The sequence below is a fragment of the Streptomyces graminofaciens genome (assembly GCF_030294945.1).
GTDB lineage: Bacteria > Actinomycetota > Actinomycetes > Streptomycetales > Streptomycetaceae > Streptomyces > Streptomyces graminofaciens.
Genome location: NZ_AP018448.1, coordinates 5,963,825 through 5,986,129 on the forward strand (window position 1 = coordinate 5,963,825; position 22,305 = coordinate 5,986,129).

Here is a 22,305-nt window from a genome sequence, read left to right on the forward strand (position 1 = left end):
ACTCCGGCCAGCCGATGAAGCACACGACACAGTTGCCGGACCGCCGGCCGGTGCTCGACCGGAACGGGGCGGCGACCGCCGCCCCGCCCCGGGCCCGCGCCACGACCCGGCGCCGTCCCACCTCCCCGCAGTGGGCCGCCTGGGGATTCCTCGCCCCGGTGACCCTCTACCTCGCCCTCTTCTACGCCTATCCGCTCTACCGCAACATCGACCTGAGCCTGCGCGACTACACCGTCCGCTCCTTCGTCCGGGGCGACGCGCCGTTCACAGGCCTGGCGAACTACCGGACCGTCTTCGACGACCCGACCTTCGCCCCGGCCCTGCTCCACACCGTGGTCTTCACCGCCGTGTGCCTGGTCTTCCAGTACGCGATCGGGCTGGCGCTCGCGGTCTTCTTCCACCAGCACTTCCGGCTCTCCGCCACCCTGCGGGCCCTGTTCCTGGTGCCCTGGCTGCTGCCGCTGATCGTGTCGGCCTCCACCTGGTCGTGGATGCTCAACAGCGACTCCGGCATCGTCAACGCCACCCTGCACGCCGTCGGCATCGGCCCGGTGAACTGGCTGACCTCGCCGTCGTGGTCGCTGGCCTCGGTGATCATCGCGAACATCTGGATCGGCATCCCCTTCAACCTGGTCGTGCTCCACAGCGGGCTGCAGTCCATCCCCGCGAGCCTGTACGAGGCCGCCGCGCTCGACGGAGCGAACGCGTGGCAGCGTTTCTGGCGGATCACCTTCCCGCTGCTGCGTCCGGTGTCCGCGATCACCCTGCTGCTGGGCCTGGTCTACACGCTCAAGGTCTTCGACATCATCTGGATCATGACCAAGGGCGGTCCGGCGGACTCATCCACCACCTTCGCCACCTGGTCCTACCAGCTCGGCTTCGGCAACCTGCTGCCCGCCTTCGGCCCCGGCGCGGCCGTCGGGAACCTGCTCGTCGTCGCCGCCCTGGTCTTCGGCCTGGTCTACGTCCGAGTCCAGCGAAAGCAGGCGCTGTCATGACGAGCGCACAGACAGTCCTGAACCGGCGCCGCCGTACCTGGGGGAAAACGGCGATCGGCCTCCTGCTGACCGCGGTCATGCTCTTCCCGGTCTACTGGATGCTGAACGTGTCCTTCACCCCCGACCAGGACATGCGCAAGAGCCCGCCGGACCTGTTCCCCGCCCATGCCACCCTGGAGGGCTACCGGGCCGTCGTCGACCAGCAGTTGCCCTACCTCGGCACCAGCCTCGTCATCGGCCTGGGCACCGTGGCCCTGACCGTGGCGCTGGCCGCACCCGCCGGCTACGCGCTGGCCAAGCTGCGCCCGCGCGGCGGCGGCATCCTCAACTTCGTCCTGCTGGCCGCCCAGATGATCCCCGGCATCATCATGGCGATGGGCTTCTACGCCATCTATCTCAGCCTCGGCCTGCTGCAGTCCGTTCCCGGCCTGATCGTCGCCGACTCCACCCTGGCCGTCCCCTTCGCCGTACTCATATTCACCGCGTTCATGTCCGGTATCCCCGGCGAACTGCTCCAGGCCGCGAAGACCGACGGAGCCGGGCCCCTGCGCACCTTCTGGTCGATCGTTTTGCCGATGAGCCGCAACTCGATCGTCACGGTGTCCCTGTTCGCGTTCCTGTGGTCCTGGTCCGACTTCGTCTTCGCCAGCACCCTGGTCAACGGCGGCGCCCACGAGCCGATCACCCTCGGCATCTACCACTACATCGGCAACAACAACCAGCAGTGGAACGCCATCATGGCCACCGCCGTCGTGGCCTCACTGCCGGCCGCGGTGATCCTCGTCCTCGCCCAGCGGTACGTCGCCGCCGGCGTGACCGCCGGTGCCGTCAAGGACTGACACCGGACCGCCCGCCTGCGGCCGCGCTCCTCATGAGCCGCCGCGCGAGCACCGCCGCCCCACCCGGCAGAACGCCGCCCCCTCCGCTCAAGAAATGAGTGCCGCCTCCATGACCGCCGCACCGTCCGGCCCGGCCTTCTCCGTTCACGACATCCCCTTCAGCACGCACGGATCCTGGTTCGGCATCTCTCCCGTGCTGGCGGAGAAGACACGCGCCGAGGACCTCCACCTCGTCTCGCACCAGAACGGCATGCACGCCGTCCTGCGCCTCGTCCCCCTCGACGCGGCGACGGGCGACCGGGCCGAGACCTCCGTCCGGGCTACACCGGGCCTGCTCAGCTGGACCGCCGCGGACGGGCGCATCGACCTCGCCTACGAGTCGCCGGACACCGTACGCGTACACGGCACCGGTCTCGGGTTCGGTATCAGCGCGGCGGCACAGGCCCTGACCCCGTTCAGTGGGACCTACTTCTACCGCGACCCGGTGGACGACGCGCATGTGTTCACCTCCTACGAGACCGGGCGCCGCTACCGGATCACCGTGCTGTCCGGGACGGTCGCCGACGTGTCCGGTTCGCAGGCCCTGGGCGCGGGGGAGCGCGGTCTCACGGTCACCGCCGAGGCCGACGGCTCGTGGGAGGTCGCGGTCGAGGAGCTCGACAGCGCGCGACTGCCCTTCCGCTCGTCGTCGACGTTCGGCGAGGTCATGGAGGCCGCGCGGCGGTCGTTCGGCGAGTTCGTCGACACGGCCGCCCCGTGGCGCTCGGCCGCCACCCCGGCCGCCGAACTCGCCGCCTATGTGGTGTGGTCGGCGACCGTGCTCCCGGCGGGTCTGGTCACCCGGCCCGCGGTACTGATGTCCAAGCACTGGATGGACAAGGTGTGGAGCTGGGACCACTGCTTCAACGCCCTCGCCCTGGCCCCCGGGGCTCCCGGCCTCGCCTGGGACCAGTTCGCGCTGCCCTTCGACCACCAGGACGAGGCCGGGTCCCTGCCCGACTCCGTCACCCACTCCGAGGTCCTCTACAACTTCGTCAAACCGCCCATCCACGGCTGGGCCTTCGGCCACCTGCGCCGACGGCTCCCCGAGCCGCTCACCCCGGCGCAGCTGACCGAGGCGTACGACAGACTGACCCGCTGGACGGACTTCTGGCTCACCGCACGGCGCGCACCCGGCGCCGCCCTGCCCCACTACCAGCACGGCAACGACAGCGGCTGGGACAACGCCACCACGTTCGACCCCGACCGCGTGGCCGTCACCGCCGACCTCGCCGCGACGCTGATCCTCCAGCTCGACGAACTGGCCCGGCTGGCCGGCGAACTGGGTTTCCCTGACGACGCCCGGCGCCGCACCGAGACGGCCGACGCCATCCAGGCGGCCCTGCTGGACGAGCTGTGGGACGGCGAACGGTTCCTGAGCCGCCCGGCCCACGGCGGCGCCCCCTCCCGGAGCGCCAGCCTGCTCGACCTGATGCCGATCGTGCTCGGCGACCGCCTGCCCCGCGAAGTCCACGACCGGCTGGCCGAACGGATCGAGACCCACCTCACCTCGTTCGGCCTGGCGACCGAACACCCCGGCTCTCCGCACTACGAGCCCGACGGCTACTGGCGCGGCCCGATCTGGGCCCCGGCCACCGTCCTCATCGAGGACGGCCTGCGCCGCGCCGGGCACGAACACCTCGCGGACGAGATCAGCGCCCGTTTCCGCGCCCTGTGCGAAACCTCGGGCTTCGCCGAGAACTTCGACGCCCTGACCGGCCAGGGACTACGCGACCGCGCCTACACCTGGACCGCCAGCAGCTATCTGCTGCTCGCCCGCGACCACCACCGCCGCGCGGACGTCGAGACCGGCACCACTGTCACCGCCGTCACCACAATCGCCTGACCCGCGAGCGACAACCCACCCACACGTCCGGCACGGGGGCCGGCGCGGCAACAACCAGCGGTACCCCTGAAGGGACAGAACCACATGCCAAGAATCGGGCAAAGACGCTCGGCCAGGAGACGCCTTCTCCACGGCATCACCACGTCGCTGCTCTCACTCACCGTCATAGCCGGCGCCACCACCGTGATGGCGACGCAGGCCTCCGCAGCCACCCCCACCCTCACCGTCGACCTGGGCACCACCACCGGAGCCTTCCACGGCGGTGCCTCCGGCGCGCTGTACGGCCTGTACGGCCCGGACGTACCGACCAACAACCTCATCGAGGGGATGGGGCTCCAGACCACCAACACCAAGTACCAGGACGGACAGCAGCACCCCGGCTCGGACGCGCTGGAGATCGCCAAGCCCTTCGTGGACAGTGGCGGCAAAGACATCCTGATCTATATGACGGACGTGTACCGCGCCAACTACGAACGCGCCGGCTACTCGGCCTACCAAGCGACCATGAAGACCCAGGTCGAGCAGGCGAAGGCCAGCCCGTACGCGAGCCGCATCGTCTTCGTCCCCTACAACGAGCCCGACCTGAACTGGTTCAGCGGCATGCGCACCAACTCGACCGCGCTGGCCAACTTCAACGCCGAGTGGCGCCAGACCTACAACTTCATCAAGGGCCTCTGGCCCGAGGCACGGCTGGCAGGGCCCAACACCGCCGGCTACAGCTCCTCATCCCTCAGCGGCTTCCTCACCTACTGCAAGGCCAACAACTGCCTGCCCGACGTCGTGACCTGGCACACCCTGGGCAGCCCGGCGGAGGTCCGCAGCACCGTCGACTCCTACCGCGCGGTGGAGACCGCTGCGGGGATCACCTCCCCGATAACCGTCAACCTCAACGAGTACGCCCACCGCTACCACCTGACCGACCCCGGCCAGATGGTCCAGTGGATCGCAGCCATCGAGGACAAGAAGGTCGACGGCAACCTGCCGTACTGGAACATCAACGGCAACCTCGGCGACTCCGCCGCGGCGCAGAACACCCCCAACGCCCAGTGGTGGCTCTACAACTGGTACAGCTCCATGAGCGGCAACACCGCCAAGGTCACCGGCGCCGCCGACAACGCCGCGTACACCCTTCAGGGCGTGGCAAGTCTGGACACGGCCAAGAAGCAGGCCCGCGTCATCCTCGCCGGGGGCGGCACCAGCGGTGACTCCGACACCGTCATCAAGAACATCGACCCCGCGGTCTTCGGCAGCACCGTGCACGTCAGCGTCTTCCAGGACCGCTACAGCGGCTACATCGGCGCGGCGGCCACCCCGACCCGGCTCTCCGACGCCGACGTCGCCGTGGGCTCCGACGGTTCGATCACCGTCCCCGTCACCCTCGACGCGATGTCCGCGTACCAGGTGATCGTCTCCCCGGGCGGCAGCGGCTCCACCACCGCCTCCGACAGCACCTGGTCCGCCTCGTACGAGGCGGAGAACGCCACGCTCAGCGGCAGCGGCTACAACATCAACACCGAGGGCACCACCAGCAGACTCGACAAGTTCGCCACCTCCGGCACCAAGGACGTCGGAGGCCTGCGCACCGGCTCCACCACGGTGATCTCCTTCCCCGTCTCCGTCCCCACGACCGGCGACTACGACCTGTCGGTGTTCGGCAACAGCTACGCCAAGGACGCCGACGTCAAGGGCCCGACGAACGTGTACGTGCGGGTCGACGGCGGCCCCTCGCGCAGGATCGACATACCGGTGGGCTTCCAGTGGGTGGTGTGGGGGCACGACGACACCACCGTGCACCTCACCGCGGGCAGCCACACCATCACCCTGGCCACCACCGGAGACAACGGCGCGAAGACCGTCGGCGACGCGATCGTCGACAAGATCGACCTCCGGTACAAGGACGCCGACGTCCAGGGCACCACGCTCTACGAGGCCGAGCAGGCCAACCTCTCCGACAACGGCACCACCACCTACACCGCCCAGAGCCAGTCCGGCGCGGGCGCGGTGAACCTCACCTCCGGCAAGTCCGCGACGTTCTGGGTCTACTCCGAGCGGGACGGCTACGCGGACCTGACGGCCCGCTACCGCAACACGGGCCAGGCCGACCTCACCGTCAACGGCAAGACCGCCGACGACCAGACCCTCTCCGGCGCGACGACCGGTGCCTGGTCCACCTCCACCAACCGGGTCCACCTGAACAGCGGCATCAACAAGGTCAAGGTGACCGGCACGGGCGGCACCCTCGCCCTGGACCGCCTGGCCGTCACTCCGTTCAGCGCCACCGACGCCGTCACCACCGGCAACGTCGTCACCTACCAGGCCGAGGACGGCACCCTCGCCGGCACCGCGGCCGCCGACACCACCTACAGCCAGGCCAACGGCGGCGTCGTCACCGGCATCGGCAACGGAACCGCCAACTCCCTCACCCTCGACGTCGACGCGCCCGAGGCCGGCACGTACGCCATGACCATGCGGTACGCCAACGCCGAGGAACTGCCCTCCAACCACTACAACCCCGACCTGTACGCCGAGCACGCCGACGTCAGCGTCAACGGCGGTGCCGCCAAGCGCGTCAACTTCGCCAGCACCCTGCACTGGAACCAGTTCAACGACTACACCGTCCCCGTGACCCTCACCAAGGGCGCCAACACCGTCAAGTTCACCGCCTCACAGCTCTACAACTACGACGGCACCACCATCGGCCTGGTCTACTCCGGCGGCGGCAGCGACATCGGACAGCCCATGCGCTCCAGCTCCGCGCCCCACCTCGACGAGGTCTCCTTCGCGCCCCAGAACCTGCACATCGGCGCCTCGTCCGGCTTCTCGTCCACGGCCGTCGCCCAGCACAGCGGGCTCTGCCTCGAAGACCCCGCCAAGTCCACCGCCGACGGTACCCAGTACCAGCAGGACACCTGCGGAAACGGCCAGGAGCAGATCTTCGACTTCCACCCCGTCAGCGGCGCCACGAACACCTACACCGTCGTCAACCACTCCAGCGGCAAATGCCTCGACATCTCCGCCTACTCCACCGCCAACGGGGCCGCCGTCCAGCAGTGGACCTGCCACGGGGGCACCAACCAGCGGTTCACGCTGAACCCGGTGACCGCGCTCGGCAACAGCCACGACTACCAGCTCGTCGCCGTGAACAGCGGCAAGTGCGTCGACGTCAAGGAAATCTCCACGGCAGTCGGCGCCCTCGTCCACCAATGGCCATGCGATGCGGCAAGCGCCCTGACCACCAAGAAGAACCAGATCTGGCGACTGCTCGGCAAGGCGTGACCAGCGGCGGTTCCCGCTGAGTCTCCCGGCCACGCCGGCAGAGGCAGGGCTCCCCCTCAGACCCCGTGAGAGGGCCACGACACCCGGTCGTGGCCCTCTTCGCGTGCATACCGGGGTCCGGCGCCCTCAAGGGGGTGAGGACAAGGGCGACTTCGTTTCCCGGTGCCGAGGGCGTCGATGGTCGATGGCGGCCACCTCGTCGGAACGTTCCCCTCGTGGGCGTGCCGTGCCGGAGGCGGGCGGGCCGGATCAGCGCTCCAGGAGCCGCATGCCCGCCTCGGGTCATCGACCGGCACAGGGCCGCGGTGAGCTGCGCTCCGACGCGGACCCGTCCTGGCTCAGCGAGCTGGCGCAGGGCGTGCTGATCAATCGGATTCTCGTGGCGGACGTCCCGGTCACCGAGGGGTTCCTCGAACGCCTGACGGACGAAGTCCTCCTCCCCGCCTTCGCGCACCCCGCCTGACCCACACCACCGGGAGCTCCACCATGCCCCGACACAAGTCACCGACCCGGCGGAGGATGCTCCGCGCCGAGGTCACCCGCACCGAACGGACCAGCCCGAGCTTCATCACCCTCACGATCCAGGGCCACGACCTGGCGGACTTCGACCCCATGGGTTTCGACCAGGCCTGCCGGCTGTTCTTCCGCCGCGACGGCCAGCGGGAACTCGCCATGGCGACCGCCTCCCACAACGGCTGGCTGGCCCAGTTCATGCTCATGCGGCCGGCCGTCCGCCCCTGGGTCCGCCTCTACACCGTGCGCGCGTTCCGCCCCGAAGCGCGCGAAATGGACATCGAGTTCGTCGTGCACGGCCACCACGGAGACCACGGAGACCACGGCGGCGCGGGCCCCGCATCGGCGTTCGCGTCCCACGCCCGCCCCGGAGACCCGGTCGGGCTGTTCCCCGAAGGAATCGGCTACCTCCCCACGCCGACCGCCCAGTCCCACCTGCTCGTCGGCGACGAGAGCGCCGTACCGGCCCTCCTGTCCATCCTGGAACAGTCACCACCCGATCTGACCGGCGACGCCTACCTGGAAGCGCCGACCGGCGAGGACATCCGACCGGTCGCGGCACCCGCCGGAGTCACCGTCCACTGGCTGCCCCGCGACGACCACACCGCCGTCCCGGGACAACTGGCCCTGCGGACGGTCACATCGTCCTGGAAGCTCCCCCCGGGCCGACGCGTCTACTGCTGGGTGGCAGGCGAGAGCGGCCTTCCCACCGGCCTGCGACGCCACCTCGTCAAGGAACAGGACGTCCCGAAGTCCGACGTCTCCTTCCTCGGCTACTGGAGGCACGGCAAGAGCAGCCCCGGCTGAGAGATACCACCCCGATTCGCGCCTCCGGCGTGCCACCGCGAGCAACTCTTCCTCGCCCATGTCTGTACGGCAGTGCAAGACAGGGAGCATCGTGAACCTCCATCTCACCTCCAAGACGGCAGTGGTCACCGGCGCCGGCCGCGGCATCGGACTGGCCAACGTCCGCACGCTGATCGCCCGAGGGCGTCCGCGTCATGGGTGCCGCCCGCACCATCACGCCCGAACTGAAGGAAACCGGGGCGCTCACGGTCTCGGCGGACCTGAGCACCGCCGAAGGCGTCACCGCCTTGTTGGACAGCGCCCTCACGGAACTGGGCGGCATCGACCTGCTGGTGAAAACGTCGGAGGCGGAGAAGCCGTCCCCGGGTTCCTCGAGACCGATGACACCCAGTGGGCCCGCTTCCTCGACCTCAACCTGCTCAGCACCGTCCGCGCCACCCGGGCCGCACTGCCCAGCCTGATCGAACGCCGCGGCGCGATCGTCAACATCTCGTCCGTCGTGGCCCGCCAGCCCGGCGCAGGCCCAGCCCCCTACGGTGCGGCCAAGGCGGCCCTGACCTCACTCGGGAAGTCCCTGGCCGAAGAGTTCGGCCCCCAGGGTGTGCGCGTCAACACCGTCACCCCCGGGGTGACCCGCACCTCCATGATCGACCAGCAAGCAGAGCTCCTCCAGCAGATGCCACAGGCCCTCAACATCACCAGCGGTCGCGTCAACGAACCCGACGAAGTCGCGGCCCTGATCGCGTTCCTCTTCTCCGACCTCGCCGGCAACATCCTCGGCGCCGAGTACGTCATCGACGGCGGCATGATCAAGACCCTCTGATCCCCCGTCACCAACTCCACGCCCCGAACCGGGGTCTTCACCCCTGACGTCCCCGGCAGGCATCCTGATGGCTCGACTCGGCACGGCTCGGCACGGCACGGCTCGGCACGGCACGGCTCGACACGGCTCGGCGCTCGGCTCGGCTCCTCAGCAGGCCCATGACAGCCCGTCTCCGAGAAAGCGTCGCCATTGCTTCCATGCCGCCCCGCGCCGACCGGGCGGTGACCGTCATCACCCTCGATCGCGAGCTTCATCAACGCAGCCGTCCCGCCCCTCGACACCGAACTGCCCCTCACTCCGCACCACTTCACCTGGGGCCTCGTCATGTGCCAAACCTCCGACGGCACGCTTGGCACAACCACTCCATCTGATCACCACCGCCGTCCTCCACCGGCACGGCGTACCGGCCACCGACACCGACGCCGCACCCGTCGTGCACATGTGAGGGGCCCGGTCAGGGCGGGCATCGGTCAGGGCAGGCACCGTCATGCACATGCGAGGGCCCGGTCAGGGGCCGTGCCCGCGATACGAACCCCGGACCCACCCGGCCTCGTGAACAGCACCGTCAGCTCAAACGTACGTAGAGAGCAGAACGGTCCAACGGCACTCAGTCAGTCAGATGTGGTCTCGCGTGCCGCTCCACTCGCCTACTCCTATACAGAGGACTCTCGCTTGCGCGCATCCGCTAGGCTGTCCTTGGTCGGTCGTTGGTACGTCGCGCTGTTCGCTCGGGTGACCCTGCGGATAGCGTCGCACCACGTCTGACCAGCGGGCTTGTGCTCCTCGTCGAAAATCCGACGCCTGGATTTTCAGCAAGGTTTCCACAAGCCCCCGCCTTCGTGGGGCTTGTAGAAAACTCCGTCGCCGCAGGTCAGCGGCTGGCCAGGAGATCGCTCCGGAACGCACACCCGTCGATTCGGAAACGCTCAGCTGATCGCTGCAGGTCAGGGCGCGTCCTCGGTCGCACCGTCCAACGTTGCAGCATCAGCTGCCAGGCGCCGTCGTTGCAAGCGCCCCACTTCAATGAATGGCTTCGTTTTCTCGGCTTCATTCCTTTCCGGCTCAGCGAGGGCGTATGCGCTGGTTCCGGTCGATGCTCAGGGGCATGAGGACCGCATTCCGAAATAAGTCGCTGCACACCGCCCTGGCTGTGATTGATCGCGAAGAGCGTGTACTGCTGTGCAGGGTTCACGGTGACCCCTCGTGGCGGCCTGTCGCTTCCCGCGTAATCCGCCTCCTGCCGTCACCGTTCTCTGTCATTCATGTTCTGGACTCACTCTTCTCGCACTGGTTCCTAGCACGTACTCCGGTTGTCGGACGTTACAACCCGCTACCGGCGCGAGACAGGCTGGATGAATCGACACGCATCTTTGTAGTCCGTCGCAGCAAAATGCGATCGTTCAGTCTTCGTGCCCGCGCACGTGTTGTCACGACCGTCGATTACGCCTGGCATCCGTTGTCGAATGTCGAGGACGAGAAATTCGATGTACACCCGCGCGAGCTCGGCCCGTTCCTCCGTGGATATATCGAAGGCTGGATTCCTGACGGCATCATCACTCTCGTCGAATGACTATTCTCCCAACCAAGGAGTATGCCTCGTGACAAGTGCTCAGCATCGGCTCCAGCCGCCAGGCCGCGGACCGCTGCGGTTGGAGATCCGGACGCTTCTGGCGGCGGCCGGGCTACCCGAGGCGGACAACGACGACCGCTACCGCGCCCATGGCGTCGTGGTGACCGATCGCGGCGAGTCGGTCGGCGTGGAGTGGTTCGTCTCCCGCAGTCTGCGCCGCGCCGCCGCCGACGAACAGCTACGGGGCTGGCCCATGGGTCCGGCAGACCGCGCACAGGAAGCCGCCCGGCGTCATCTCCACGCGGCCTTGTTCGGCATTCTGACGGAAGTGGGGTACCTGGTGGAGGCTGATCCGCCTGATGCTCCGGGGGCTCTGTCCGTTCGAGCCGGCAGGGTCGTCACACCCGCGACGTTGGCCGCGGACATCCGGCGGATCCTGGCAGACCTCCGCGGCGCCACGGACGCATCAGAGGACTCCGGGCTATCACCCTCGTTGGAATAAACCCGGTCAGAGTGACGAAGGCTCCGGACCCGTCAACGAACGTCCGTGTACCAGTCCGTATTCCGTTTCAGGTAGCGGTATCCGACCCATTCCTGAGCAAGTCGTTTGCCCTCCATGAGAAGACCCACGGTGTCCGCCCGAAGTTGTTCGGGAAGCCAGTTCGCCAGTTGTGCGGCTTCCGCCGCGCTGGCCGGAGCCTCCTTGGCGTTACGGGGTCGGCCCTGACCCAAGAGCGCTTCGTACAACATTTCGGTGGGCTTTACGGTAGGCAGGCCGAGCTGTGACGCCGTGTGGGAGGCCTTCAGCGGGATGCGTACGCCGCTGAGGTCGAGGTCGCCGAAGTAGCGGATATCCGAGACACGATGTTCCTCGGTGATGGCCCGGACCGAAGCTCTGAAGGTGCCGCCAAGTCCCCAGGCGACGTATCCGAGACGGTGCTGTCCTGGAAGGCATTCGACGAGGGACCACCAGGTGGTCGAGTTCTCGACGACGAGCAGGACGTCACCGGTGCCGACCCGACAGTACCGGCCGTCCGTTTCCTCCAGGGGGAAGGTTTCGGTGAGCAGGGGTGGGGGCGGCCGGAACGTTCGGATCACCTCGTCGAGCCGGTCCGGATCAGAGAAGAGGGGTCCGGACTTCAGCTCGTCGAAGGTCTTCTCTGGCATGGGGAAGTCGGCCTCGGAGCCAAAGGTGCCGAAGATCTCCAGGGCGCGCTCGCGGATAGGTACGGCGAACAGGTCCGGGTCGCTTTTGCGCCACAGGTTGAGGGCGGTGTAGGCGGCCCGCTGTTTGGGAGTGGCCCGCTGCCATTCCCGTGCGAGCCAGTTGAGTTCGTGATGCCAGCGTGGCATCGGTTCCTCGGCACGGACGGGACGGTCCTCGGGCAGGAGCCAGATCTTGACCGGCAGAGACACCTTCTCGGACGTCCTCTCCTGGAAAACCTTGATCAAGCCATGCCGTTCCAGGATCTTCAGGCAGTTGTCGAGTACGGCCGACTCGAACTCCCCTTCAGGGTTGCGGTTGGGGACAGTCCGAAAGGTATGCAGAACGGCGTCCAGTGGGATCTGCGTCTTGCTTTTGGTGCTGCGTTTGTTGTCCTTTGCCCACTGGCGCAGGCGCGCGAGGAGTTCACGTTCCCGTCGGGACGGCCCGGTCGCTTCCGCCGGTGTCTCCTGCGTCACGCTCGGGCACCTCTCGCCTCGCGGGTGAAGACCCTGGCGGCAGACAGACGCCCGGTGCCGTCTTCGGGAGGGAGACGGTCGAGGTGATTCCGGATCACTTCGTCCACGACCAGGTACTTGCGCGCGGCCCTCAGGTCGGCGTCGTTACGCAGCCGGATGATCAGGGGGAACTGTCCCAGCGCTTTCTCGTCGAAGAGACCTGTGGTGTAGACAAGTTGGACACCGAGCGCCTCCGCCACCGATCGTTGCAGGTCGAGCAGGTAGTCGGCGTTGGCCCGTCCGATCGGGTTGTCGAGGAACAGAACGCCCGCGTGGCGATCGCGTCTGCGGCCCTTGGTGTTGGCCCGCAAGGCGGCCAGCGTGCAGTAGAGGAGGATGGCGGCGGTGAGCTCCTGGCCGCCGGAGAAGATCTCTTTGACCTTGGACACCCGGACGCGCTCCGTTCGCAGGACCTTGTCGGGCTTGAGGATGTACACCCGGAATCCCTTGGGGACGGCGGTGTGCACGCCGCGCAGCAGCAGGGAGAGGCCGTCGCGCCGCGTCTTGCGTCCGTCGCCGGTGACGCCGGCGGCGGCTTCCTCGATCACCTGTCCCAGGTGGGCCGTGAGCAGTTCGTCGCCGAGCTTGTCGAAGTTGAACTGGATGAACTCCTGTCCGGCCCATTCGGCGAGGGAACGCGGCAGCGTGGACAGGCGCTGCGCCGACCGCAGGATGGCCAGGGCCTTGTCGACCTCGCCTTTGAGGTGCTCAATGATCACCTTCAGATGTCGGCTGATCTGGTTCAGGTCGTCGGTGAGGCTCCGCAGCCGCGAGGTGAGGGGAATGTCCCAGCCGGGTGCATGGGCGGTCAGTTCCTCGGGCGGGAGGAGCAGGATCTGGCGGCGGACGGGGATGTTCAGGGAGTCGTACTTGTCAGAGCCCGCATGCTTCTTCAGCCTCTCGATCGCTTTGCGCAGGGTCCGGTCGTGTCTGGCCAGATCGTCCCGGGCTGTGTTCCTGGCCTGGTTGAGTCGGCGGTGCTCGCGGCGTGCGACGGCGGCGTCACCCGTGAACGGCTCGGCGGCGGCTTCCTCGGGAGTGAGAGCTGTGAGGGTTTCCGCGAGGATGGCGAACTCCTTGGCGGTGTCTTTCGCCACCTCCCATGTCTGGACGGCCACGGCGTGCAGGGCGTCCACGGAAGCCTTCGCAACTGCGGCGGCCGACTGCTTCGACTCGGCTTCCTCGACTGCTTCCTGGCATGCGGCGATGTCGCGGGGCTGGCGCTCCAGAGGCATGGGCGCCACGCTCTCGGAGGTGAGCGCCCGGAATTCGTTGTCGCGTTCGTTCAGGGCGTTCTCGTGCTGTCCTTGGGTGACCTGGGCCTTCCCGACAGCCTCTTCGGCGGCCTTCCGAGTACGTTGCGCACGCCGTAGGGCTTGCGCGCGGGTAGTCGCGTCGGAGGCCTCCGGGGTCAACAGGAGCCGATGGGCCCGGTCACGAAGTGCCTCGTCCAGTGCCGAGTACTCGGCGCCGGCAGCCGTTTCCTCCTCCCCTGCCCGGGTGAGGCTTCGGCGCAACTCGTCCGGCACATCGGCCTTCTCGTAGTTGTCTGACGCGGTCTTGTAGGTGTTGCGCAGCACGGCGATGGGCTCCCGTGGCGAATCCGCGTCGTCAGGCACATCCTGCGCACCGGGCAGTGCCGCCCGTTCCTTGATCGCGCCTTCCTTGATCTGAAGTTGTTCACCGGCGGTGTTCCTGTGCTCTGTTGCCAGACGACGGTGCTCCTCCGCGGCGGTCAGTGCCTGCGCGGCCGCTTCATTCTGCTGGTCCCGTCGCGTCTCGGCAGCACGGGCCAGGTCCGACCATTCCGACACCTGGTCCAGGCGTCGGGCGATGTCGTTGAGTCTGCTGCTCACCTCGGTCAGGCGATCCCGCTCGACCGCGGCCGTACGTTGAGCTGTCCGGTTCTGTGTCTGCCGCTCAACCAGGCGGGTGACGCCGCGCTGTCGCTCGGCTGTGAGCCTCCCCGCGGTGACGAGATCGTCAGCGGCCATAGCAGCTGTTTCGGACAGGACGGCAAGGGCGCCGGGCGGGTAACTCTCCCGCCAGGTGGCGATCCGGTGCCGGAGTCCCTCATCCCTGTGCTTGGAGGCCTTGATCTCAGCGAGGCGCCGTGTGCGCTGGGAACGCCGGTCCTCGATGGCCCGGTGTTCGGCGTCGGCTGCCTCGGGGTCGTACAGCGCGGGGTGGAAAGGGAGGGTGAACGCAACACCGTCCGGATGCCTGGTCTGCGGTGACTCGAGTGCCTCGCTAGTGCCCACGGCCACGTAAGCAGTGGGCTGGGGGCTCAGTGCGGCAAGGACGTCACGGGCCCTGTCCAGGTCATCGCCGGAGTTCAGCATGACGCCGCTGACGAGATGGGACGCTCGGGCCAGGAACTCCTCGCGCTTTCGCTGGGGGTAGTCCGCGATGTGTTCCCAGCCCGGCCAGGCGTCGATCTTCTCGTGTCTCAGAATCCGGCATGCTTCGGTCACGACGGCCGGCGGCGGCAGCAGCCGCCCGTCGGCCAGGGCCAGGCGGGCCTGCTCGTCGCGGGCTTCCTCGATCCGCAGTGTGACATGTTCCCGTTCTCCCTCGGCGACCGCTTCGGCGAGACGCTCGAGCAGAAGGTGCGCATCGTCTTCGAGGTCGACTGGTTCCCCGTCGAGGAGTGCCGTCAGCCGTGGCTCGGACTCCAGTACCGTCTTGGGACCCATGGCCTGTTGCAGCCTGTCCTGGAAGCGTTCGGCAAGCTGGCGTGCCTTCCCCTCGTTCTCCTTCGCCTCGTCCAGGAGCCGCTGGGCCTCGATGTGTTCCTCGGCGATTGCGTCCTCTTCCTCTGCCAGGGCGTCGATCTTGTTACGTAGGGCTTCCAAAGCGTGCTGTGCATCCTGGGCGGCCTGTGGCAGCGTCTCGGGGTCGGCTGCCAGTCCGTCGGCCACGGCCTGCTCAGCGTCGGCATCGACCGCCTCCATCCTCTCGATGAGGCTCCGCCGCTCGCCCTGCGCTTCGGTCGCGGCCTTGAGCGCCTCCTCCCGCTTGCCGCGTGTCTCCGCCTCGGCCTCGTCGCGTCGACGCGCTGTGTCCTCCTCATGGCGCGCCCGCGTGTCGGCTTCGCGCGCGAGGGCCGAGAGCCCGGAGGCAAGTGTCCTGGCGGCGTGATCGCGTGCTTCAAGGGCCGGGCGGGCACGTTCTTCGCCGAGGTTGACCAGTTCACGGAGCCGGGCCGCCTCGCCGGTCTTCTCCTGGTGGCGCAGTACGACGGCCGTCGCCTGCCAGCCTTCCGTGAGGGCGTTGGCGTCGTCCCGCTCCGTGGACGCTCGGGCGACGAGAGCCTTGGCCTCTTCAAGACGCATTGCGGCAAGGCTGAGTCTCTGTTCGGCCACGGTCGCGCTCCACCGCTTGGCCAGGTGAACGGCGTCGTCCCGTTCCCGGGCAAGACGTGTCACCTCCTGTTCCAGTTTCCCCAGGTTGACGTCATCGTCGTCGACGCGACGCTTGAGCTGCCCGGCGAACGTCACCAGGCCTTCCTCGGCCTGTTTAACGGACTTCCGTGCCTCGGCCTCGGCGCGCGACGCCTCGATTAGGGGGCCCTGGAGTTCAACCGTGTGCTCCACGAACTCCTGTTCCAGCAACAAGCTCTGCCGCCGAGCGAGCTTGTCCTGGTGTTGGGACACCAGATCGGCCAACTCGGTCAGACTGTCTTGCTTGACTACGGCCTTGAGTAGAAAGTCAACGAAGCTCGCGTCCGAGTCGAGGTCGAACGCGCGTACCGCCTCGCCTTCGCCCTTGTTCATCACCCGCTGATAGCGGAAGAGTTCGGGATCGATACCAAGGTCGTCCCCCAGCCGCTCCGTCCAGTCTGCATGGGACTTCGGCCAGTCCAGTTCCAGCCTCGGATCCTGGTCCCTGAGTTCGATCAGGTCTTTGCGGTAGGCGTCGAAGGACAGATAGCGGCCACCGTCGGCGATCGGGAGGGTGTCCAGGGCCAGCGTGTCGGTAGGGCGGAAGTGATACCACCACTCCTGGAGATTTTCGGCGATCTTGGAGACCGTCTGGTTCTTCCACGCCATGGCTTTGCCGGTGACGAGCGTCCGGCCGTTCACCGCGTGCGTCCATTCGAGAACGATGTGGGAGACATCCTGGCCCAGCACATAGTCGTCGAGGAGACGAGGATCGGCGGCTCCCTTGACGGGGCCTCTCCCAGGAAGCAGTACGGAGAACACCAGTCTGAGAAGTACGGACTTGCCGCCGCCGTTCTCCAGGAAGAGCACGCTGGCGGGCGACGGGCGCAACGTCTGCGTCACAGAGTCGAACAGATCCGCCTGCTCCTGGGTGACCGGACGCCCGGCACCGCTGAGGTCCAGGGTCACGTCCTGGAACCGTGCGCCCGTCGGGCCGACCGAGCACAAGCGGACCCGAGAGAGCTCATAGTTCATTGTGTTGTCCACACCCGAGCCCGTCAGTACAGCGTGCCGGAGTCGGAAACCCGCACGACGTCGCCGGCAGCGTGCCCTGCGGGGGCGCCGAGACGAAGTAACTCGTCGTATACCTCGACGGCTGCCAGTTCACGGACCTGCAGTTGGTAGCGGCCGGTGGTGCGGTAGACCTTCACCGGACGCTCGTCGTCCTCTGTCTCGGTCAGCATGCCCTGGTCGACTAGGTAGCGGAGCGCCTTGCCCACGATCGCCTCGGTGGACGGCGGGGCGACGCGGCCGTCGCTGGTCGAACCGGCCTCGGGCCTGCGCAGGTAGACACGCCAGGCACGTTCCAGTTCGGGGGCGTTGGCCATGGGGTCGCTGTTCTCCTCGGATCCGGCCACCCGTTCGGACAGTTCCTGGCAGAGGTGGCGTACCAGGTTGTCCACTGTCGGAACCATGGCCTGGCCGACGTAGCCGTCGTCGGCGAGGTCCTCGGGCCGCGGGAAACAGCAGGCGGCGATGGCCAGGTGGGCGATGCCGTGCAGCACCCGCTCCGCCTCTCGCTGGTGGGCCTGGCGTGCTTGTCGCGCATAGAGATCGAGTTTGGTCTCGAACACCGAGCCCGGCAGAGCGCCGAAGACGGCGCCTGCGCGCTGGGTGATTCCGATGACCCGCAGCCCGAGACCTGCCGCGCTCTTCCTCACCAGTTCCTCGAACGCCGGTTCCTCGTCATAGCGGCGGACAAGGGACGCGTAGTCGGCGTCCCGGTGCGGGCGCAGCCTGGGCCTAAGGCCGTATCCGACGAGCCGCATCGCCTCCTCCGCGTCGTGCTCGCTGTAGGTGCCGAGGACACCGCTCATCGGTCGTCACCTCCGGTGGTCTTCTTTGTCTGCGTCGGGCGGTCGGCGGTGGCGGGGGCCACAAGCCGTGCCGTGGTGAGGAGCAGGTCGTCGCCCTCGAAGCCCTGGCTGTTCAGCCTGGTGTCGGCGTGCACGGCCAGCAGGACCCTGTCGTCTCTGCGGCGCAGGGCGGTTCCGGTCTGCGGGCCGTACGCGTGCAACGCCAGGAGTGCTACGAGTTCGGGAAGCTCGGGGTCGAGGGCTGCCGCTTCGTCCAGGAGACCGGACAGCGTGCGTACTTCGTCCGGCAGGTCGAGAAGCGCGTCGGCCTGTTCCCACTGGCGGTCGGTGAAGCGCTTCTGCTCTTCCGACGTCTCCAGGTCGGGTTCGAGGACTTCGCCCGCGAACCGCGTGCGTTCAGGTGCCGGGCGCAGCAGCAGGGGAACGAGGGTGGCCAGGTCCGGCAGATCGCGGACGACCGGGCCCGAGGAATCCGTGAAGTAGCGGTCGGCCAGTGCGGAGGCGTCAGTGACCGGCAGGTCGAGAGCAGGCATGAGGAGGTGGCCGTACAGGTTGAGGGTCTGGCGCTGGGGAGTGTCGGCGAACTGCTGGCGATCCTGCTGCTCCCGAAAAAGGTCCCGGGCCCCCATGAGGCGGGCGTGGAGCTTGATGTGGCGTCGTACGCAGTCCTCGACGATGTCGACGAGTTCCGCCGCGCGGCTCTTGCGCACGGGCTCCTCCGCTTCGTCGCGTGCCTCGGCCATGTACTTCGCGATCGCCCGTTCGGCCTTGACCCGTTCCTCGACGTGGGCAAGCGCGTCGTCGAGCAGTTTCGGTACCTTCTCCCGCCAGTCCACCGCCTGCACGTTGCGCTTGGTGGCATCCAACTGGACCCGGATCATCTCCCCATACTGGATCGTCCGGATACGAGCTTGCTCGGCGACCTGTTTCGCGTCTGCCAGCTGGCCCCGTCTGATCAGGTTGTCGAGTTTCACCTCGGCGGCGACCTGAGCGGACTCGACATCGGTGTCCAGGGCGCCGACCAGGACGTTCAGAGCCTCGTGGGAGGCACGCAGGTACAGCTTGCCCGTGGCGTCCCTGCGCTCCTCAATGAGCTTGAAGTCGAACGTGTGCACGCGGTAGACGCCGTTGGCGTCCACTGCTCCGTACGGTCGACGGAACGTACGATCCACGTCCCCGACATTGATCAGACTCTCCAGCACCCAGGCCGTGACCCGCGCGTGCTCCTTCGCAGGACGCTGCGGTGTCTGTCGTGCGACGAACCGCTGGACCCGCTCCACGATGTGCTGGTGCCCGGCGCCTGTGTCGAAGTCCATGGTGATCGCGACCTGGTCGATGGTGTACAGAGCGATCTCCGCCATCAGATAGGTCTTCGCCTCGGCCCACTCGATCATGCCCTTACGGGCGTCGAGCTCGTGCAACGGGGCGGTGCATGCCAGCGCCTTCGCTCTACGGCTGAGGCCTTCGTCAACCGTGGCAGCAGGCTCCCAGGTCTCATCTCGCACAGTTGACACACTAACCATGTGCGACTACTTCGGACTTGGGTTTTCTCAGCTTATTTGTCTGTTCATCCTTGACGGACCGCAGGCGGCCTCGGACACGGCCGGCTCCTCGTACCCTTGGCGAGCCGCAGGCCCCATGCAGGGAGGTACAGCAGCCCGAGATTGGTGGATCAGCCCGCCGCTTCGAGACCTGCCAGGCCCCAGGAGGCAGCTTCCCACGATGGCACGCTTACCTCGCGGCCCAACCCTGCGCACATTGCTCGAGAATCACATTGAGGCATCGATCCTGGAGTAAGCCTCAGCAATCGCGCACTGTGAAGGGAACGAGGGAATCAGTTCGCTGGAGGGTGCACATCCCGCTCTACGGCGACACCGCGGCCCATGTGCACCAGGCACGGCTGCGTCGCTTCTCCTGGGCCGCCTGCACACTCAAGCCGTGGGATCACGCACCGGTCTGACTGCTCCCATCTCATCGACCCACAGTCCTTGGCATCGAGACCGCAGCCGACCGCACCGCGGACGGTCCCGGCCAGAGCTGATGGTCGAGGGCGTCCTCCAGGCGTGTGAGAGTGCCGATGTCGGGTAGCACGTCACCGTTGACCACCCGGGCGACAGTGGAATGGGCAACACAGGCGACCTCGGCGAGTCCCCGCAGGGACAGATCACGTGACCGCATCGTCCGGCGCAGGTCTCGCGCCAGCAACAGGCCGCAGTGAGCGCTCAGCGGAGCATCCGAGGCGAGGGTCACCTCAGGCCAGGTGCCGTCCGCCACATAGAACAGAGGGGGCTTGTCGTTGTTGCTGCGTGGCATGGCCCGATCGTGCCACGCGCAGTAGCGCCTCTGGGCAAGCTGTGCGAGCGCTGCAACCCGTCGAAATACGGTCCGGCCACGGGATGCCTACGCTCATCCACGGTCGCCCGCGGCGCCTGAAGCCGTCCCCTCCGTGTCACGCACGACGACCGGGTATCTACGTCTCCTCTCCTCTTGTACCCGTCGGCTCACCTACCGCTGCACCGACCAACCGTCCGCAAAAATAAGTGACTTGGCACTACGCATCGCTGACCTGATGCATCAACTCTCCTTACTGACTGGCAGGTTGGACGCAACCCACTGACGCAAGTGGCATGAGATCACCACTAATCCGACCGTCCAGTGTGAGCAGACGAACCATCAGATGCGTTTTGCTCACGGAGCATTCGGCTACTTGCTGCAGTTGGCTGCGCCGCCAGGTAGGGTGATCCACAAGTCGCTCCGGAGGCAGCCGAGGAGGGTGTGGTGGCTAACGCGACGAGCACTTCTGCTCAGCCGCTCATCACCCGTCTTCGGGAGCTGGCAGATGTCGAGCGAGCCCGTCGTGAAGCGGCCGATCTGGCCGTAGCGGAAGCCGAGCGCGTGCTGCAGGAAACCCAACACCTTCAGCGTGTCGCGGCCGAGCGCCATGCCGCTGTCCTGGCGACCGTCGAGGCCGCCGAAGCGTACGTCGGGCAACAGGCACAGGACGCATCGGACATTGGTTCTCGCGACGAACAAACAGAGCAGCCCGGCGCAGACACGGCTGCCGCTCCGAGTGCTCCAGGGCGCTCCCTGAAGCACCTCGTGGTGGACGCGCTCGACATCGGAGAGATCACTCCACTGACGCTGATCTACGAGCGCGTACGGGAGGTCCGACCCGACTCGACCGCGAGTGCGATCCGCGCCGCTCTGGCGGCCCTGCACAAGAGGGAGACGGTGGAAATCGTCCGCCGGGGCGCCTACCGACTGCTGGTGATCCCGGAGGCATACCGCACAGACACCTAGAGACTGCAACCTCACACCCAGCAGCAACGTGCGCGTGGCGCCGCCAGAGAGTACTTGGCGGTTCTCCTCCAGCGGCGCCGGTGACACGTCAGCTGAGGGCCCACGCATCGAACACCACCCTAGGGCATAGCCCCTGTTCCGCGACGGGCCCTGATCAGAAATGCCTGTAGCAGGACACGAACTGAGGGCCCGTTATGCCATTCCTGGCGCCATACATCAGCAAATGCCGCTCCTCCGCGCCACCCATGACCCGTTGCGCCCTGCGTGCAGGAGGTGCGTGATGGCGCCCTCCGATTCCTCGCGATCGCGGATCCTTCCGACCGAGCGCCTCACCCCGCGCCGGCAGCTTGAAGTCATCGACGCCATAGCCGAACTCGGCGGCCCCGGCCGGTCTGCCGTCAGGGCCACTACCGTCGGGAGGCGGCTCAATATCGCTCCGAGGTCCGTCAGCGGGACGGCAGGTTTCCTTGCCCAGGCCGGGATCTTCCGAGCCGACCCCGGCTCCTTGGCACTGACCGAGCTCGGCTTCGCCCTCGCTCAGTTGCGAAGCGCCGATTCGGCGCGTGCGCGGCTTCTGCTGCGGGACAGCTGGCAGGGCCAGTGGTTTCAGCGATCCGCCGTACAGCACCTGTCCTCCGGGCCGTTGGATGAGGCCGAGCTGGCCCGACGACTCAAGGCCGGCGCTCCTGGCCCTGCGGAACGCGGCCTCTATCTCACGGAGTGGCTGGTGTATGCCCTGCTGGTCGACCGTGACGAACTGGGGCGATGCACGCTCCCCGCCGGAGAGGAGCGTCCCACGGCCTCCGCGCCGAACAAGAAGGAGTCGCTGGGCGTCCTGGACCCCTTGATGAGTGCCACTCCCGCGCAGATCTCCGCGCTGCCCGATGACCGGTTCATCGCGCTGATGGGCGCCTACCAGACCGTCTTCGCCTCTCTGTCCCCACGGCTTCGACAGCAGACCACCGGCTGAGCGAGCCCGTTTCCCGGCGCCGCGGCTTCCCGGCCGCGGCGCCGCTCACCCGCCTGCACTCGTTGAGCCAGGCGGTCAGCAGTCGTGCCACCACGGAGCCGTTGCGTCGGCACCGCGCCTGAGCACGTCTGCCTCCTGCCAGCGCGACCGCTGCGCCTGTCACACCCGTTTGCCTCCCTCCTGTTGCCGCGGAGATCATCCATGCCCAAGGTGTCGCATGTATGGAACACCACGATTTCAACCGTTTCGATCCCATCGTTCGCGCATCCTGTCGTTGCGGGATCAGAGCCGGTTGTGCTGGTGCCACCCCGGCGAAGGGCCCTCACTGTGGGAAGCGAACCC

General features: G+C 67.4%; 15 protein-coding genes and 1 pseudogene. 11 read left to right on the top strand and 5 right to left on the bottom strand.

Annotation, left to right across the window (positions count from 1 at the left end; translation table 11 throughout):
• Positions 1–14 precede the first annotated feature (14 nt).
• The 9 genes and pseudogenes from SGFS_RS25490 to SGFS_RS25530 all read left to right on the top strand — a co-directional run bounded on the left by SGFS_RS25490 (position 15) and on the right by SGFS_RS25530 (position 11,213).
• Positions 15–998, top strand: coding sequence for a carbohydrate ABC transporter permease (locus SGFS_RS25490; RefSeq protein ID WP_286253717.1), 984 nt, complete (start codon positions 15–17; stop codon positions 996–998).
• Positions 995–1,837, top strand: a complete 843-nt coding sequence (locus SGFS_RS25495; protein ID WP_286253718.1) for a carbohydrate ABC transporter permease — start codon at positions 995–997, stop codon at positions 1,835–1,837. Before SGFS_RS25490 ends, SGFS_RS25495 begins: the two co-directional genes overlap by 4 nt.
• 109 nt (positions 1,838–1,946) lie before the next feature.
• Positions 1,947–3,722, top strand: a complete 1,776-nt coding sequence (locus SGFS_RS25500) for an amylo-alpha-1,6-glucosidase (RefSeq protein ID WP_286253720.1) — start codon at positions 1,947–1,949, stop codon at positions 3,720–3,722.
• A gap of 84 nt (positions 3,723–3,806) precedes the next feature.
• The gene (locus tag SGFS_RS25505) at positions 3,807–6,998 is read left to right on the top strand and encodes an RICIN domain-containing protein (protein ID WP_286253721.1); all 3,192 of its coding nucleotides are present in this window, start codon (positions 3,807–3,809) and stop codon (positions 6,996–6,998) included.
• Between the two features lie 268 nt (positions 6,999–7,266).
• Positions 7,267–7,461 carry a TetR/AcrR family transcriptional regulator C-terminal ligand-binding domain-containing protein gene (locus SGFS_RS25510; protein WP_286253723.1) on the top strand — a complete coding sequence of 65 codons (195 nt, stop codon included), beginning with the start codon at positions 7,267–7,269 and terminating at the stop codon, positions 7,459–7,461.
• Positions 7,462–7,484: 23 nt separating this feature from the next.
• Positions 7,485–8,318 (top strand): siderophore-interacting protein, encoded by an 834-nt coding sequence (locus SGFS_RS25515; RefSeq protein WP_286253725.1) that lies wholly within the window; start codon positions 7,485–7,487, stop codon positions 8,316–8,318.
• A 91-nt stretch (positions 8,319–8,409) separates the two neighbouring features.
• Positions 8,410–9,141: pseudogene (locus SGFS_RS25520) on the top strand (SDR family NAD(P)-dependent oxidoreductase).
• 1,105 nt (positions 9,142–10,246) lie between these two features.
• Positions 10,247–10,711 (top strand): hypothetical protein, encoded by a 465-nt coding sequence (locus SGFS_RS25525; protein ID WP_286253726.1) that lies wholly within the window; start codon positions 10,247–10,249, stop codon positions 10,709–10,711.
• A 79-nt stretch (positions 10,712–10,790) separates the two neighbouring features.
• Positions 10,791–11,213 carry a hypothetical protein gene (locus SGFS_RS25530; RefSeq protein ID WP_286253728.1) on the top strand — a complete coding sequence of 141 codons (423 nt, stop codon included), beginning with the start codon at positions 10,791–10,793 and terminating at the stop codon, positions 11,211–11,213.
• A 32-nt stretch (positions 11,214–11,245) separates the two neighbouring features.
• On the opposite strand, the gene SGFS_RS25535 is transcribed toward SGFS_RS25530, so the two are convergent.
• From SGFS_RS25535 to SGFS_RS25555, 5 genes are all read right to left on the bottom strand, one after another.
• Complete coding sequence (locus tag SGFS_RS25535) at positions 11,246–12,394, bottom strand: Wadjet anti-phage system protein JetD domain-containing protein (RefSeq protein ID WP_286253729.1); 1,149 nt, start codon at positions 12,392–12,394, stop codon at positions 11,246–11,248.
• The gene (locus SGFS_RS25540) at positions 12,391–16,785 is read right to left on the bottom strand and encodes a hypothetical protein (protein ID WP_286253730.1); all 4,395 of its coding nucleotides are present in this window, start codon (positions 16,783–16,785) and stop codon (positions 12,391–12,393) included. The genes SGFS_RS25535 and SGFS_RS25540 overlap by 4 nt, the downstream gene beginning before the upstream one ends.
• Before the next feature lie 89 nt (positions 16,786–16,874).
• Positions 16,875–17,693, bottom strand: a complete 819-nt coding sequence (locus tag SGFS_RS25545) for a hypothetical protein (RefSeq protein ID WP_286253733.1) — start codon at positions 17,691–17,693, stop codon at positions 16,875–16,877.
• Positions 17,690–19,114, bottom strand: coding sequence for a hypothetical protein (locus SGFS_RS25550; protein ID WP_286253735.1), 1,425 nt, complete (start codon positions 19,112–19,114; stop codon positions 17,690–17,692). Before SGFS_RS25550 ends, SGFS_RS25545 begins: the two co-directional genes overlap by 4 nt.
• 550 nt (positions 19,115–19,664) lie before the next feature.
• Complete coding sequence (locus SGFS_RS25555) at positions 19,665–20,006, bottom strand: helix-turn-helix domain-containing protein (RefSeq protein ID WP_286253737.1); 342 nt, start codon at positions 20,004–20,006, stop codon at positions 19,665–19,667.
• A gap of 465 nt (positions 20,007–20,471) precedes the next feature.
• Here SGFS_RS25555 and SGFS_RS25560 point away from each other — a divergent pair, with 465 nt between their 5' ends.
• Both SGFS_RS25560 and SGFS_RS25565 read left to right on the top strand, forming a co-directional pair.
• Positions 20,472–20,993 carry a hypothetical protein gene (locus tag SGFS_RS25560; protein WP_286253739.1) on the top strand — a complete coding sequence of 174 codons (522 nt, stop codon included), beginning with the start codon at positions 20,472–20,474 and terminating at the stop codon, positions 20,991–20,993.
• 505 nt (positions 20,994–21,498) lie between these two features.
• On the top strand, positions 21,499–21,963 hold the full coding sequence (locus SGFS_RS25565; RefSeq protein WP_286253741.1) for a hypothetical protein: 465 nt from the start codon (positions 21,499–21,501) through the stop codon (positions 21,961–21,963).
• Positions 21,964–22,305 lie beyond the last annotated feature (342 nt).

What these genes read in the sequence shown, in the direction of transcription:
- SGFS_RS25490 (WP_286253717.1), top strand. Translation starts at nt 15, where the DNA reads ATGAAGCACACGACACAGTTGCCGGACCGCCGGCCGGTGCTCGACCGG.
- SGFS_RS25495 (WP_286253718.1), top strand. Translation starts at nt 995, where the DNA reads ATGACGAGCGCACAGACAGTCCTGAACCGGCGCCGCCGTACCTGGGGG.
- SGFS_RS25500 (WP_286253720.1), top strand. Translation starts at nt 1,947, where the DNA reads ATGACCGCCGCACCGTCCGGCCCGGCCTTCTCCGTTCACGACATCCCC.
- SGFS_RS25505 (WP_286253721.1), top strand. Translation starts at nt 3,807, where the DNA reads ATGCCAAGAATCGGGCAAAGACGCTCGGCCAGGAGACGCCTTCTCCAC.
- SGFS_RS25510 (WP_286253723.1), top strand. Translation starts at nt 7,267, where the DNA reads ATGCCCGCCTCGGGTCATCGACCGGCACAGGGCCGCGGTGAGCTGCGC.
- SGFS_RS25515 (WP_286253725.1), top strand. Translation starts at nt 7,485, where the DNA reads ATGCCCCGACACAAGTCACCGACCCGGCGGAGGATGCTCCGCGCCGAG.
- SGFS_RS25525 (WP_286253726.1), top strand. Translation starts at nt 10,247, where the DNA reads ATGAGGACCGCATTCCGAAATAAGTCGCTGCACACCGCCCTGGCTGTG.
- SGFS_RS25545 (WP_286253733.1), bottom strand. Translation starts at nt 17,693, where the DNA reads ATGAGCGGTGTCCTCGGCACCTACAGCGAGCACGACGCGGAGGAGGCG.
- SGFS_RS25555 (WP_286253737.1), bottom strand. Translation starts at nt 20,006, where the DNA reads ATGCCACGCAGCAACAACGACAAGCCCCCTCTGTTCTATGTGGCGGAC.